This window comes from Sporosarcina sp. P32b (assembly GCF_002743335.1).
GTDB lineage: Bacteria > Bacillota > Bacilli > Bacillales_A > Planococcaceae > Sporosarcina.
In genome coordinates, this window is sequence record NZ_PDZB01000014.1 from 15,438 (window position 1) to 30,681 (window position 15,244).

General features: G+C 37.0%; 14 protein-coding genes and 1 riboswitch. Of the genes, 6 read left to right on the forward strand and 8 right to left on the reverse strand.

Annotated elements, in window-relative coordinates:
* Nucleotides 1–6: 6 nt before the first annotated feature.
* Both CSV64_RS10530 and CSV64_RS10535 read right to left on the reverse strand, forming a co-directional pair.
* Complete coding sequence (locus CSV64_RS10530; RefSeq protein WP_099634471.1) at nt 7–1,842, reverse strand: prenyltransferase/squalene oxidase repeat-containing protein; 1,836 nt, start codon at nt 1,840–1,842, stop codon at nt 7–9.
* 18 nt (nt 1,843–1,860) lie between these two features.
* Nucleotides 1,861–3,942, reverse strand: coding sequence for a DUF4430 domain-containing protein (locus CSV64_RS10535; RefSeq protein ID WP_099634470.1), 2,082 nt, complete (start codon nt 3,940–3,942; stop codon nt 1,861–1,863).
* A gap of 156 nt (nt 3,943–4,098) precedes the next feature.
* A riboswitch (cobalamin riboswitch) is annotated at nt 4,099–4,240 on the reverse strand.
* A 579-nt stretch (nt 4,241–4,819) separates the two neighbouring features.
* Between CSV64_RS10535 and CSV64_RS10540 the strand changes: the two genes are divergently transcribed.
* The gene (locus CSV64_RS10540; RefSeq protein ID WP_099634469.1) at nt 4,820–5,926 is read left to right on the forward strand and encodes a 5-methyltetrahydropteroyltriglutamate--homocysteine S-methyltransferase; all 1,107 of its coding nucleotides are present in this window, start codon (nt 4,820–4,822) and stop codon (nt 5,924–5,926) included.
* A 371-nt stretch (nt 5,927–6,297) separates the two neighbouring features.
* On the opposite strand, the gene CSV64_RS10545 is transcribed toward CSV64_RS10540, so the two are convergent.
* The 4 genes from CSV64_RS10545 to CSV64_RS10570 all read right to left on the reverse strand — a co-directional run bounded on the left by CSV64_RS10545 (nt 6,298) and on the right by CSV64_RS10570 (nt 9,067).
* On the reverse strand, nt 6,298–6,705 hold the full coding sequence (locus CSV64_RS10545) for a hypothetical protein (RefSeq protein ID WP_099662576.1): 408 nt from the start codon (nt 6,703–6,705) through the stop codon (nt 6,298–6,300).
* Between the two features lie 112 nt (nt 6,706–6,817).
* On the reverse strand, nt 6,818–7,021 hold the full coding sequence (locus CSV64_RS10550) for a hypothetical protein (RefSeq protein ID WP_099634467.1): 204 nt from the start codon (nt 7,019–7,021) through the stop codon (nt 6,818–6,820).
* A gap of 90 nt (nt 7,022–7,111) precedes the next feature.
* Nucleotides 7,112–7,966, reverse strand: coding sequence for a hypothetical protein (locus CSV64_RS10555; protein WP_099634466.1), 855 nt, complete (start codon nt 7,964–7,966; stop codon nt 7,112–7,114).
* Nucleotides 7,967–8,779: 813 nt separating this feature from the next.
* Nucleotides 8,780–9,067 carry a 3-isopropylmalate dehydrogenase gene (locus CSV64_RS10570; protein ID WP_099634464.1) on the reverse strand — a complete coding sequence of 96 codons (288 nt, stop codon included), beginning with the start codon at nt 9,065–9,067 and terminating at the stop codon, nt 8,780–8,782.
* 248 nt (nt 9,068–9,315) lie between these two features.
* On the opposite strand from CSV64_RS10570, the gene CSV64_RS10575 reads away from it, so the two are divergent.
* Nucleotides 9,316–9,735, forward strand: a complete 420-nt coding sequence (locus CSV64_RS10575) for a hypothetical protein (protein ID WP_099634463.1) — start codon at nt 9,316–9,318, stop codon at nt 9,733–9,735.
* Between the two features lie 32 nt (nt 9,736–9,767).
* On the opposite strand, the gene CSV64_RS10580 is transcribed toward CSV64_RS10575, so the two are convergent.
* A complete protein-coding gene (locus CSV64_RS10580; protein ID WP_143565201.1) occupies nt 9,768–10,109 on the reverse strand; it encodes a hypothetical protein in 342 nt (113 codons plus the stop codon).
* A gap of 474 nt (nt 10,110–10,583) precedes the next feature.
* Here CSV64_RS10580 and CSV64_RS10585 point away from each other — a divergent pair, with 474 nt between their 5' ends.
* From CSV64_RS10585 to CSV64_RS10595, 4 genes are all read left to right on the forward strand, one after another.
* On the forward strand, nt 10,584–11,789 hold the full coding sequence (locus CSV64_RS10585) for an MFS transporter (protein ID WP_099634461.1): 1,206 nt from the start codon (nt 10,584–10,586) through the stop codon (nt 11,787–11,789).
* A gap of 815 nt (nt 11,790–12,604) precedes the next feature.
* A complete protein-coding gene (gene rpmJ / locus CSV64_RS10590) occupies nt 12,605–12,718 on the forward strand; it encodes a 50S ribosomal protein L36 (protein ID WP_099634460.1) in 114 nt (37 codons plus the stop codon).
* An 85-nt stretch (nt 12,719–12,803) separates the two neighbouring features.
* Nucleotides 12,804–12,959, forward strand: a complete 156-nt coding sequence (locus CSV64_RS16750) for a hypothetical protein (protein WP_199168496.1) — start codon at nt 12,804–12,806, stop codon at nt 12,957–12,959.
* Nucleotides 12,960–13,772: 813 nt separating this feature from the next.
* Nucleotides 13,773–14,171, forward strand: coding sequence for a DUF1259 domain-containing protein (locus tag CSV64_RS10595; protein ID WP_099634459.1), 399 nt, complete (start codon nt 13,773–13,775; stop codon nt 14,169–14,171).
* Nucleotides 14,172–14,569: 398 nt separating this feature from the next.
* On the opposite strand, the gene deoC is transcribed toward CSV64_RS10595, so the two are convergent.
* Nucleotides 14,570–15,232, reverse strand: coding sequence for a deoxyribose-phosphate aldolase (gene deoC, locus CSV64_RS10600; RefSeq protein WP_099634458.1), 663 nt, complete (start codon nt 15,230–15,232; stop codon nt 14,570–14,572).
* Nucleotides 15,233–15,244 lie beyond the last annotated feature (12 nt).

Below are 15,244 nucleotides of genomic sequence, written 5' to 3' on the forward strand. Positions count from 1 at the left end.
ATCCCTCTAATCTCTTTGACGCCTTCTTTTTTGAATTCTACTAATCACTACGATGACCAAACCTACGGCAACGATACCGAGCGCCCATGAAATTCGCTTCGCTCGTACAGCATTGTCAATTTCCGTTTTTGATTTCTTGAGGTCTTCATAATTCAAGACTTTTCCTTGATCGTAAGGAGATAACGCATTAAATCGCGTAAGAATCGCATCGACATTGTCTTGATCTTTGCTTGTTAGTTCATTGAATGGATACAGTTGATCGAGCACTATATCATTAATGCTTTGGATCTCGGCTTCTATTTTCTCCATTTCTTTTTTATATTCGTATAGCTGAGCCAATTCTTTTTCATAGTCGCCTTTATTGTCTGCTTGTTCGAACTGGTCAATCATCGAAACGACGTCAATATAATGCTCTGTCGTCAAAGGTGTAGGAATCACGTTCATTTTTTCTACATCTTGTTCGGTAATATGTCGTGGCGCAGTTTGCTCCTGATAGATCGGTGCAATCACTCCATTGCCAGTCGTATTGACTTCATACGCTTCGCTGAATGCAGGAAGATCAAGCTGGATCGACTGCTTCTTTGCAGCTTCAGCGAGTTTATGGAAGTTGTAGACATAGGAACGCTCCTCTATTGGGAAGTTTTCATATGTATCAAGCAATTGCTGAAGCTGTTTGGCGTCGGTATGTTCATCGATATTCTGAATACTTTTCATCAACTCTACCATTTGTTCTTTCATCTCTTGCGGATTTTCAGGACGGAAATCATACATTGTACGGTAGCCATTTTCCAGTCGGTAGAGCGATACAAGCGCATAGAGAACTTGCTCTGTAGCCATCGAGTTCGATTCATCTGGTAAGGAAGAAGGATTGTCCGCGTTATATGTTTTTGCGTGAACAAAACCTCCGTCTTCCATTTGATAGTCCATAATGAAATCAAGTAATGTGTGATCGCCTTTCTTGAAGCGTTCGTCTTCATCTGGATGGATACCGAGCGACGTTAGCGCAACAAGTACTTGTGCCGCACTTTCGACGTTATCGTCATCTAACGTGCTGAAGCCCCCCGTTGCTGTTTGCATATCCGACAACTTCGCTAGTGCTTCGTCGATAATCACATGAATCGTTTTCGTAACATTCTTACCTGTATCCTTTTGTGTATAAGTGAATTCTTCCGTGCTCTGGTAATAGGGCGCGAGTGCTTGGATCGCCATCGCGGTCATATCAGTCTCCGCTTCGTCTTGATAGAACGAAAAACCGCCATCTTCAAGTTGTAGTGAGATGATTTCTTTAATAATCTCGACCCTTGTCATATCCGCGTCATCCGGCACTTTATAACGCATACTGTCAAGCGTGATCAGCCCCCAGATCCAGCCGTTGATACCTTGTGCACCTAGAGACGTTTTCAATCCACGGTTATACGTGCCGTCCGCGATCAAGTTACTATCCCCAACCGCCGTCGGATCACCGCCAGCTGCCAATATCGCCAATGAAATCCGGTGCCATTCCGTCGCTTTCATATCGCTGAGCTGATCTTTCGTTTTATAGCGTTCGATCACATTATTCTTGATGACTGCAAGATACGCCTGGTAATCGTCAGGATAGCCAATACGGCCGAGGCCTATCGGATACCAGTCGCCGTTTGTGTTCCCTGTATGCGCAAGAAACGGCTTGCTCAGCAACGGATCAGACTCTGCGATATGTTCATCTTGTTTTTTCCACGCAATGATTTGTTCGATGGTGTGTAGCAACGATTCTTCTTTTTCAGGTGTTGCGAACGCAACAGACGGCAAAAGTACTGCCGTCATCATCACAACTGTCACTAGCCATGCATAGATATTCCTCATTCCGTCACTTCGCTTTCCTTACCATTCTTTATTCCAATTCGCTTCGCTATCACCTGAACTATCATGTCCGCCAATATCTTTACCATAATGAAGTGTGTAGCGAACGCGCACTACATCTCCATCGAGGAAATAGGCGTCCGAGAATCCATAGTTCGGGTAATCGCCATTGACGCTGTACATCCAGCCGGAGCCGTTAGCGAAATCGAATTCACTTAGGCTGTCTGGTGAGTAGATGTCCCGATTTGAAGTGGTGGACACCTGCTCGACTACTTCCCACAGATCATCAGGAATATGGAGTCCGTTCAACATGCCTGGCTTACTGACGTCGCGCAAATAGAAACTACTGTCGAGGTTTCCAGTTTTACCGTATTCATAACCATTATTGCGCAGTAGTTGATCCAGAATATAGGAACCTCTTTCGCCTTGGTGTATATCCATCTTCGTCGGCTTGATGAGATAGGGGATTCCTAATACGGAAGCTTCTAGACTGATCGTTACTTGTCCGATGACACCGTCTTCTGCTGGCGCTACTGATGTAACCGTGAATGTTTCGGTCACCGTGCGCCCTTCATCGTCCCATACTTTAATCGTGACGTTGTTTTGTCCCGTCTGCAATGTCAGTTTATAACTCGTTTTCGAGCTGTCATCCCAGGTGAATGGAATATTTTCCCCATTAACTTGCACTTGGACGTTTTTCCCTCGAATGCGTTCACCTGAAGCGGTCACCGGCCAGACATTAATCGTCTTAATATCCCCTTTGACCGTGCTACCTGACTTCAGATCGGTCACTAGTTTCGGTGCATCCGGATCGACTTGTGGTTTTTCGTTCACATTCGGATCTTTATAGGTGATTATATACTGCCGTTCCAATTGTTCGTCTTCATATTGTCCAACGACTTTGATAGTGTTCGTTCCATTGATTAGCTGCACACTATAATTCGAGCCGTCCAACGATTTTGCCAATTGATCATTGACGGTAATCTTAAGGGGAACATCCACCTTACTCGCGGTCGCTTTCGCGTAGAATGAAAACTTTGCGCTATTTGCTTGTTGGTCTTTTAAATCGGTTTTCAATGAAATAGTGATTTTTTCTTTCTCATAAATCACCGTGTAGATCTGCTCTGCTTTTTTCCCATGAAGTTGCGCGGTGAGCTTGATGGTGTTTTTCCCTTCAGCTAATGTGGCTGTATACGCATTTCCTGCTAGCGGTTTAAGTTCCTGATCATTACTAAATACTTTAAGCTTCACATCTTTTTCACCTTGTGCAGCTGTCGCAGTGAATGTCAGTATCTCTTCAATCACCGTTTGATCTTTTAGGTCCGTCGTAATGATGATGTCGTCACTATTTAACATCACACGATACGATTGACTGACACGGAGTACCTTCTTATCTGATTGTTTGTAAGTAACTTGGAATTGAATGTCGTTCGTACCTTCAATTAATGTGATTCCGCCTGTAAAGTCATTCAGCTGCTTACCATTTAGCTTCACGTTCATTTCCTGGGGAATGAGTGAATCGTTTAAGTGGTTTACAGTGACGACGTATTGTGGGTCGGTAACTGTTTCGTTGTTTTTAATGTTCGTCGTAAAGTAGCGATTTTGTCGATCCGCGACATCGACGATTTCTATCTCTGTATTCGGGTTCGGTTTAGTTTTTTCTGGTAGGGGTTTATTGTTGCTGCCCGCAGGTGTTTGGCTCTTGTCATTCGTATTCGGTTTCGGTGTGTTATCTGGTGCATTGGTAGTTCCTGGTTTGTCGAGTGGTTGATTTTGTGGTTCCGGTTGGATATTTCGATTATCTTGGGGCTTTTCTTCCGGTTCCTCTTTTGGCTTGTCTGTATTAGTCGGTTCTTGTGATTTTGATGAATCAATTTCATCGGTATCACTCTTTATAGTTTGATCCGGTTCGGTGTCGGAAGGATCACTCCCCCCACCAGCTAATTTCAGCGAAGAAGCCTCTACTTTTTCATTGAAATTAAATGTAGCGGCTTGTTCATGAGAAATCGTCGCATATGTAATCGTGCTAAATAGCAGTAAAACGATGAGGCTGTAATACATATAGTTTCTATATTTCATGAAGGCAGTCTTCGTTTTTTTCATCCAACTCGTCCTTTCTTTATTTGTAAAGGTCTGATCTACGCAGCATTTTTGAATTCAAAAAGGTCCCCACCTCCTGAATGAGATGGGGACCATGTATGTTCAATAATTAAACTGCACAAATTGAATGATACACAAATCACCCTTTACCGGAAGGTGTCATGCTTACATACTTTGGCAAGTCTCCTGACTTTAGGGCTTATACTCTCCCTATTACAGTGGCCGGACCGCTCAGGATTTTCACCTGATTCCTATTTACTCTTTGCATACTAGACAAAGAACCAAAATACTCTATGTAACTGCTACTAAGCATATAGTTTTTGCGGGGTAAAATCAATAGACGGTGTAAGTACATCGCGCTATTTTATCTACACTGTAATTGCTCCCTACCTTTACAGTAGTTGGAACTCGATGATCTGGACGCATGTCCTATGGGCGGGCGGTGAACCCGGTTGAGGCGTAGTAATTCTTACACAACAACTCCGCCCCTTAATTGAGTAAAAGTTAATCCTTAATTCCATATTTTACATTATTTTTTATATCTACAAGTTGGAAATTTGTTACCTTTTCATTTATATATATTTTCAACTAGTCATATTCCTTCTTAGTTTTATTTATATATATTTTATATTGATTCACTAAATCCCAAACGTTAAAATCCATAATCAAATAAAGAAAGATCTCACAGACAGACACTTGGTTATATTCAGAATGATTGGATTAGTCTTGTAAGTACATGCAGATAATGCTACATTGATGATGTCGCTCCCTATCCCACTTGCTATTGTCTAGTAGATTTGGAAGTGTAAATTTTAAGTGGATTGAATAAATGGAATAAATACTATAGAAAATTTTTATTTTTATAAGGGGGATAATTAATATGATACACATCGGTAAACATGATCATGTTGGAAGTTTTTTAAGAACAGATGCCATTAAAGATGCGAGAAAAGCCTACATAAATGACGAATTGACGGCAGAAGATCTTCGGCAAGTGGAAGATGTAGAAATTGAAAAATTAGTAAAGAAACAAATTGATTTAGGAATAAAGGCAATTACAGACGGTGAGTTTAGACGTTCTTGGTTTATGCATGACTTTTTCTGGGGCTTAGGAGGAGTTTCATTTGAAGCGGTTGAAAAAGGTTATGATTTTGTCGGACAAACAACTAGGGCGGAATCCTTTAAAGTAACAGATAAAATTTCGTTTGGAAATCATGAAATGGTAAATGATTTAAAATTTCTAGCCGACTTAGTTGAAAAGTATGGGGATGGTTCACAATTTGCAAAGTATACGATTCCTGCACCAACCATGTTTTTCCAACGAGTCCTTTCAGAAAAGGAAAAAGAAATCTATCCAAATATCGAGGATTTAGCAGCTGACATAATTAAAGTATATCAAGACGCTATCCAAGCTTTCTACGATGCTGGTTGTAGATATTTACAGTTTGATGAGTGTATCTTATCCGCATTGGATGATCCAAAACTAGCAAATATTATGGAGAATTTCACAGGATTAAAATTAACAGACACAACAGATTTATTTGTAAGAGTTATTAAAGAGTCATTAAAGAATAAACCAGAAGATATGATTGTGGCGACACATATGTGTAAAGGAAACTATAAATCTGCTTATTTATATACAAGTGGTTATGAAACTGTTTCTAAGTATTTCGATGAGCTAGGTTATGATGTGTACTTATTGGAATATGATGATGAACGTTCAGGTGGTTTTGAACCGTTAGCGAACATCAAAAATGAGGATACACAAGTGGTATTAGGGGTTGTGACTTCGAAAACTCCTGAATTAGAAGATGCAAATGCGATGAAAGAAAAAGTGAAAGCAGCTTCGGAGCATTTCCCATTAGAACGCTTATTAATATCACCACAATGTGGATTTGCAAGTACAGAAGAAGGAAATAGTCTATCCGAAGAAGAGCAATGGGACAAAATGGAACATATTATTAAGCTGTCTAAAGAAATCTGGTAATACTTAAAACTTTCAATTCTACGTCAAAACACACACGCTCTTTACTTTTATGTGAAAAGCGTGTGTGTTTATTTTAGGTCCTCAAGAAATTCCTCGTAACTGTAATTCATTTATTTGAACTCCTTTAATTAGCCCAATATAGGAATTGGATGCAAATTCTTATGCAAGTATTTGGCCCGTTTGATGCACTGTCCTTATCACGCAAACGCACCCGATTGTACAATCAGTCTTTGTTTTCATAATAATTCTATAAGAGTTGAAACTACGAAGTAAGTCAGGAGTCCCGCAACAAAATAAAGAATGTTTTTCTTCATAACTTATTAAGATACTCCTTTCATAACAATTACATCCGTTCGCTTAAATACACCCATTTACAAGTTATCATTATATAATCTATTAGTTGAATCCGTTACAAATTGTAACCACTCTTCTTCTGACAAATCATCATTAGCAAATCCCATTACAGATGACTTGCCATACTTGATTACATCTAGAACCTGATCAAGAAAACCCGTGCCAGCTCTCCAATCACGTAATCTTGTATCATCACAATTAAATGTTTCTTTACAATTTCCACAACGAATATAGACTATGTTTATTTCATCAATTTTATCATCGTCGGCAAAGTATAAATTACCGCTAGTAGCATTGCAGGTAGGGCAAACTGCTTCAAGATGTTTTTTATACAGGTTTTCAAAATATGACCATCTTTGAGTAGCTAATTCCAATGGACATTTACAAACCTTTGCGTACTCTTCAGGATTCAATAAAATCATCAATTTCATTCCTTCCTATATGGATAATATTATACGTTTCTGGCACAATGTTTCTGTAACAATTGCGCCCGCTTGCTTATAATATTGTATTGTTGATGTCTAAAAAACAAAGGCTTTACTTCTCCCCTACCTTTGTTTTCCGTTTTGTGTAAAATACAAAAATAGCGTTCGCAATCGTTAAAATTATTGCTGCGGTTAAAAGTCCTAGCATTAGGTATAAATCATAATAAAATATTAAGAACAAAATAACCGACACAACAAATGCTCCCCAACCTCCGATAGCAAAACGCCACGAATGTTCTTTAAAATTAGATAACATAATAACTTACCCCCTTATGTGTTCTGCATAATAGCCCATTAACAGCGTAATTTTTACTAAGCAACTGCCCTAGAATGTTGAATATTACTTTTACTTAAGTTGGTTCCAAAACATTGAAAACACGCCTTCATTCATCTCAAAATAGACATCTGCCAATCCATAATAGATATATCCATCTCTTAGAAGAGTAAGGTTAACCGTTGAACCGTCATTTAATTTTAAAGCTAGCTCTCTGTATTCCTCATTGTTTCGAGAACTATTTATTGGGTCTGAATTTTGTTCACGAGGAAGAGGCTTTGTTTTGTTCAGCTCTATTAAAAAGGTATTTAGTGCGTCCATATCGAAAATCGGCTTGTAATTATCAATATCGTTATCCCAATCACTGAAGGCGCTCCAATGGGCAGAGGTTACATTTCCCACCAGATTTAATTTACCAAATACATCCTTACCACTGCTTATTGTTAATCCATTAAGGTTTTCAAAAAACTCTGCGTAATGGTTTCCATCCTGCCTTTGATAAACCATTAATCTAAAGTCTTTATCATAGCCTTTCACAGAATAAACATCCATTTCACCAATTGTAGAAGCTAACTCTTCGTCATCGGCTTTTTGCTTGCTCCATTCATCAATATTCCCTTTTGTAGTTCCAAGTTTCTCTTCTTTAAGAGCTTTTGCATCTGTGTCATTTATTTTTGTGTTTGTTTGGGTATAAATCTTTCCGTTATACACAAATAAGCCAACCATGTCTGCATTTAAAGAATCTTTAGGTAATTGAATAGCTGGGATTTCTACACTTCCATTTTCATGATCAACAGGGCGCTCCTGATTCTCTGTTAGATTATCTGGAATAACATAATTAATTAAAATGAATGCTCCAACAGAAATAAATAAAGCAGTAACAATCCCGATACCTTTTATATTAAATCTTTCTCTGTACTTTTTCATTCTATCCCTCCTAATATTATTAGACGGAGATAAGTTAAATAAGTTACGTATTTGAATATAATGGCCTTATTGTTGATCGGTTTCAAATCCTTATTCCAAAATCCACACCATTTGCAGCTAATTATTTTTAAGTAGATTAATTTCTTTTTGAATTAAATAAAATACTAGCTATTCCTACACCAATAACAGGGAGAATGATTAATAAAGTACTTAATATATTGGCTTGTATGTAATTATTGAAGAGCAGAAAACTTAAAAAAGCTACTACGAAATAAATTGGTATGAATTTTTTTGACCACAAAACAGAATTCTCCATTTTAATCACTCCTCGTACTGTTAGACCGATAAAAATTAAACAAGTCACATATTTTTTATAATCTTTTGCAGTTATCGCATACGTTTATTTAACAAGCATTATTGACATGTATTGGGTTCGTCTATAATAATACCCCCCGATACATTTAGCTTATTCCAAATCCACGCCTGATAAATCCGATCAATTTCAATTTCCAATTCTTTTTCATTCAGATTTTTATTAATTTCTAATTCTTCAAAAATAAATGTCTCTGTTGCCTCAGTACCTTTAAAGGCATTACTAGCAAATTAGAAAGTTATAGTTTTAACCAGTTCACTCAACTCCCACTAATTGTGATTTATCTAACTTTGTCCTATTTGAAGGATAACCCTAATTCATCATTTGCCCTTGTTACTTGAACAGCAAAATAGGATACTTCATTTAACAATCATATATATCAGTGAGTTTAGTTGTTATGTAGATCGAATGCGACTTCTAAAATATAATCAAGTACTATATCATTGTGTTGATAATTTTTTTATTATAGTTGCTAAAATGGCAATTGAAAAAACGATGACGCTATTTATTAATAGATAGTATGCTATCTGCATGCCGTAAAATATCGCAAAGGCATCACGAATAACAAAAAGTGCTATTGCGCCACCGATTGCCCCTAAAAAAACTGCTGATAGTAATACGGTAAAAGCTGCATAGTATAGGCTTTTCTTTTTCTTGTAATATATAAAACCAATAAGATTTGCAACCACAATAAAAACGCCCATAAGTATTAAGAAAAAACTACTCATCTAGCTCTCCCCTTCGTAAAAACCTATTTACCCATTTGAATTAAAGTCATTTGACATTTTTGTCATAACACTTTGCAATTTAAGTGTTACAACCAAGCTATGTTAGTTTAATTGAATGGCAAGAAATAATGTTATTATAAAAAGATATCTTGATTCATTTTTTCTGATCTTTATAGTATCATTTTTCATGTGTCACACGATCGTTAGTTCACTTCACAGTAATTTTTATATTGAAAGGATACGTGACTATGGAATATACACTAAAAGATGAAAGTTTTGATTTTAGCGAAACAGAAGTAACACATGAAGTATTTAAAATTGGAGAGCCAGAAGATGGCGTTTTCGAAATTGAATTCAAATTAACCTTCTCTTACGGATTCTTGAATTACTCACATAACTTTGTTTGGCTCAATCAAGATATCGAAACATTACTTGAACAGTTGAAGAAAATGGATGGAAAGAATAATGGAACTTTAAGTGCGCTTTCACCAGGCGTTTCTTTCTCATATTCACAAAACCCTCATGATGAAAACTTTTATGAGTTCACAGTTTTCATGGATACTGGCTATATTAACTCGTATATGGGAACTGAATCAAAACTTGGAATCACTCTATCCGCTACCCGGGAAGATATTGAAAATTGGGTTGCGTCTTTTCTAAAGAACTAAAAGAAAAAATTGACCATATTAATCTGAAGATTTTATACTTTGTTTATGGTCAATAATTGACCTTCCGCTAATAGGAGTTGTTTAGGATCAATAATTTCATGTAGTAATATACTTGATTTATTTTGTATCGTTAATTCAGTTGGATTTATTACGTGTGCTATCTGAACGGTGCATACATCATAAGGTGCAGTATTATTATGGATATATTGGAGTAACTCACGCAATTCCCACTGTTTTTCTACACCATTTATAATTTCTCGTTGAACAGGATACTCAAAACCGGGAATGCGCCACTCTTCCGTCTCAACAAATTGTAGGGACGCATTACCATCTTCCAACCTTTTATCTGAGGCAATATAATAATAATTTGTCATTTCACCACTTCTTTCTATCATCATCTGCTATTTCCAATACGTTCTTTTTGAATCTGTTGTAAATCTTCCTTCTGCAATTCAACGTAATCCCCCATGTATCCTACTAATATATATTCGAATGAATGTTTTCATTGACCTTCCCCATTTCCTTGCCTTTGTCATCTTGGGTTTTACACAATCAACATCAACCAATTGAAAACAACATCGCCCTCTAATTGATTGGAAAGTAATGGCGTATTTTGTTTCAGTATATAATAACTTCTAATAGTATGGAAATATATTCTAACTGTTGTTATAATTTGATTTATGTGAAGTACCTTTCATTCTTACTACTCTTCTTTTAGCTAGCAATTCCTTTAGTAAACGTTTCGTGTTCTATATATGATGTTTTTCTTGATTTAAAGGAGGAATATTACGAGTGTAAAACTACCCTAAGAAATCAGATGTAATTTTGATAGTAAAGGGGTAGTAAGAATGAAAAATCAATCGTTTCGTTTTTTATGGATTGGCCAATCAATGGCTAATTTAGGTGATGTTTTTTATATTGTCGGGATTATTTCTTTATTATACACACTTACGGAGTCGCCTTTTGCATTAGCACTGGTGCCTTTCATTAATATGTTCGGTCGCTTTATAAGTGGTATTATTGCGCCATGGTGGATCAATCGATTTCCTTTAAAGACATTGCTCGTTAATTCACAAGCAAGTAAGACCATTCTATTGGTTGTTCTATCGCTTTTATTAATCTCTAAAACGACGACCAATTTATTCATCATACTAACGTTTGTGGGGTGTATTGCGTTTTTGGATGGCTGGGCATCGCCGGCAAGTCATGCTATGCTGCCTCGATTGGTGCCAAAAGAGCAACTTGTAAAAGCAAACAGTTTCTTCTCTATCGTCTCTGAAACCATGAACTTAGGAGGCTGGGCACTCGGAGGTGTAGTTGTCGCATTGACGAGTGGACAATTTGTTATTATCGGTACAGTAGGCTTGTATATATTTGCAACGATGATGATGTTCGGTATTGACGATCCCACTCCATTCCAGAAAAAAGAGATTAAAGGTAAATGGGGTAGTGAATTAACCCAAGGTTGGCAGATTGTATGGAGAAATCCGCTTTTCAGGAGTCTACATGTGATCATCATCTTTGAAGCGATTGCCAATGTTGTATGGATTGCTTCTATTCTCTATATATTTGTGATAGAAGTTCTAGGTCAGACGGAAGCTTGGTGGGGTTACATTAACACAGCTTTCTTCTTGGGTATGATAATTGGAGGAATCATCTGCACTCGTTTTATAATTGTGGTTGAAAACAATCTGAAACGCTTGCTTATTCTATTGTCGTTTGGCATTAGTCTTGTCACTCTTCTTTTTGGAGTAACAACCATTCCCTGGATTTCCATACTACTTGTGATTCTGAATGGAATTATTCAACAATTAAAAGGCATCGTAAGTGAAACAATGCTTCAAAAATCCGCGACTACTGATGAACTCCCTAAAATTTATGCCGTTCAAAGTGCTTTAATATCACTGTTATTCGGTATTTCTTCAATAAGTTTTGGAGCTATTGCGGAGCTTTGGGATGTTAGGATCACATTTGTTCTTGCAGCAACATTGTTAGGACTTGGTGCTCTCTTTGCATTAATTCGCAGTCGAGATTTCAGCATTACAACTGAATAATATGCTTAAATCTTTAGATCGACTTATTGGTTTTAAAGATTTAACTAAGGCAATTAATATAGTTTAATAAAAAACGATTGGGCAGTTTAGTTGTCCAATCGTTTTTTTAAATCCTACTATAAATAAATTATTTTGATCCTGAATTGCAATCAATAGTATCCACTTTATTTTGATCTTCTTTATCCTTACTGACATTTTCTTCTGAACAAGCAGCTAAAATCATTCTTATTCCTATCAACATCATTAAACTTTTTTTTCATTCTATCCTTCCTCATAATCAAGATCAATGTCCAAATATAGTTCTTCATATTTGGAAACATCGTATTTTCCGATAACATGATAATTACTAGAGGCTTCATCATTAGGCTTAAGTTTATTAAAATCGACTACATCTAGTGCATCAGATATCATTTTTAAATGATATCCTAGTTCATTTGTTGAATAAAGTGTTTGTATTAGTATAAAAATAAGAGACTATTAATTATTTTGGAACCTATGTATATGTTTACCATTACAGTGACCGGCCCGCTCAGGTTTTTCACCTGATTCCTGTATACTCGTCGTTTGCTCGACGAAGAATCAAAACTCTCTATATAACTTCTACTAAGCAGATAGATTTTGCGGAGTAAAATCACTAGACCATATAACAGGGGTAGGCTTCTGTTTTTAGCGTTTTAATATCTAAAAGCTCTTTTTCAAATCCGTGTACATAATAAATGAAAAATAGGAGATCATATTTATGTATTCAATTTAAAGATTGCAGTACCTAGATGTTTTCACTACTATTACACTCGAGTATAAAGGGGGCAATAAACTTGAAAATCAGACCATCTGTCAAGCCAATTTGCGAAAAATGTAAAGTGATCAATAGAGGCGGAAAGGTAATGGTGATTTGCGAAAATCCCAAACATAAACAAAGTCAAGGTTAGCGCAAGATGCTCTATACCAGTCTTAAAGCGTATAGAGTAGTAAATAGATGCCTATCGGAAATAGAACTTAAAAGGAGGTTAGTAAATGGATAAGAAAAAATATACGGTAGCTGGAACGAATATAGACGAAGTAAAAAAACTGAATGCAGAATCTGGTCTATCTTATAATGAAATTAATGAAGTTCTTACCAAAGAAATTGAACAAAGAAAAAGAGCAAATGTTGCAGAGTATAAAAAATAATTGGCAATATAAATATTTTCGAGCTTCAAATCGTAATTGATTTCCTGATAATATATCCCCCTGATAGCTGTGTTCGTTTATAGAGTTATCAAAGTGCTTTTCCGCCGTTTTTCTCACTAACTTTAATTGCTACAAAAATCAAAGTAGCACCGGGATATTACACAACATAACGAATTTTTTTTTCATACGTTCATCCTGTCCTGCCCATTAACCTATTAAGAACCTTTAGAGGCACTAACCTTCTGCCGTTAATGCCTCTTTTGGCTGAATTCAATTAAGAGATTTTACCATTGCTGTTACAATTCTGTTTTGATATTCCCTGTGATATCTCATGCTCGATTTTTTTCGATTTCATCTTCTGTAACCTCTTTTAAAAAAGAGAAAATGACTACACTAATATTGCTAATGAATTCAATTATGGATTGCATATAACAGCCTCCATTTATTAATCCGGCCATATTGCTTAGCCGGCGCAAATCCTAGTTTAAAAATTGCCCCCAAAGATTGAACAGTAAAAATACTAAAGTAACCAATAGTAAAATCTGTCTCAGCTTAATCTCTCAACCTATTTAGAATATTCACATTACCATTTATTCATATGTCAGACGATCTGTATTAGTAATGTTTTCAAAAATAACGTAATTCTATTGAAGTGAATGGCTCGTTATTGTTTCATAACTACACAGCCTCTTACACAAGCCACTATTAATTGGGCAATTATTTTTTATTGAGCTACGTTAACAATTGCTCTAGACATTTACATTCTGTGGATTTTTTATAGGTTTACGCATAGGGTACTTTGGGAGGGAAGCGATGAACAGTAATGTGAATTTCAATTCAATTTGCAATGATTTTGCCAACATTTTAAATGGGAAAAGCAAAATAAACAATAGTAATTGCTCAGTATCTTTACATCGAACATTTGGAGTCAAAATGATGGGGAAGGATGCTTCTTCTATTTTAGGAGTTAGTGTTGAGTTTTACGATCTAGATAACCAAGGAAATGCTTTAAATATCTCTGAAATAGCTGTATTGCAAGAGGAAATTCCGGCGTATCTATTCGCATTGACACAACAAGGTATTATTGTAAGTACTATTCACAATCATTGGCTTTTTACTGACCCACCGCAAATTATGTACATTCATGCCCAGTCAGTTGAACCGCCGCTTCAGTTTGCCGGTAGCGTCAGTATAATATCGGTAGGTATATGAAGAGGCTTCTCATGTGCTCTGAATTATTTATCTAATCCAGCGCCCTCCCCCTCTAGGTGGGAATGGCTTATTATAAACCGTTCAAAAGCATTGAGTGTTTTTTATTTGTAGACGCTAAAATTGATTCTCTTTGACAAACTTCTTTAATTCTTCTCTTCCATTTATTAACAGATGTCTTCCGGTACATATACTTCCTCAAATAGTTCCTGAAGTACGGAAAGCTCTGCAATAGTAGACAAGCTAATGATTGTCGTAGTTTATCACTGCGGCATATATGTGGAATTTTTCAAGTTGAAGCGAGAAGTACAATGTCAATTGCTAGAGACATTCAAGTTTAGTAAGTTCCATAAAAACAGGACTGCCCTGCATATATGCAGAACAGTCCTGTAACGGATCTATTAATAATTCGAGTCTGAGACTTCGCCTTTTACGATACTAATACCCGAGCTTGCACCAATACGTGTAGCCCCTGCTTCGACTAGCGCATCGAAATCTTCTCCGCTACGCACGCCGCCGGACGCTTTGACACCAATGTTTGGGCCAACCGTCTTCCGCATAAGAGCCACGTCTTGTACCGTTGCTCCGCCTGTTGAGAACCCAGTTGACGTCTTGACGAAATCAGCACCCGCTTTGACGGATAGTTCGCATGCACGAACGATTTCTTCATCTGTCAGCAAGCATGTTTCAATGATGACTTTGACCAATGTACCGTTAGCTGCTTCGACTACCGCACGAATATCTGATTCGACCCATTCGTCATCCCGGTCTTTCAGTGCTCCGATATTGATGACCATGTCGATTTCTCCTGCTCCGTTCGCCACTGCATCTTTAGTTTCGAATGCTTTCACTGCAGAAGTAGTCGCTCCAAGAGGGAAACCGATTACCGTGCAGACCAACACATCGCTGCCTTTTAGCTGTTCAGCGGCATATGAAACCCAGCCCGGGTTAATGCACACTGATTTAAACTGATAGTCTTTTGCTTCTTGTATGAGCGCCGCGACTTTGTCTTTCGTTGCGTCGGCTTTCAATAATGTATGGTCGATCATTTGTGCTTTATTCATTTATGAACCACT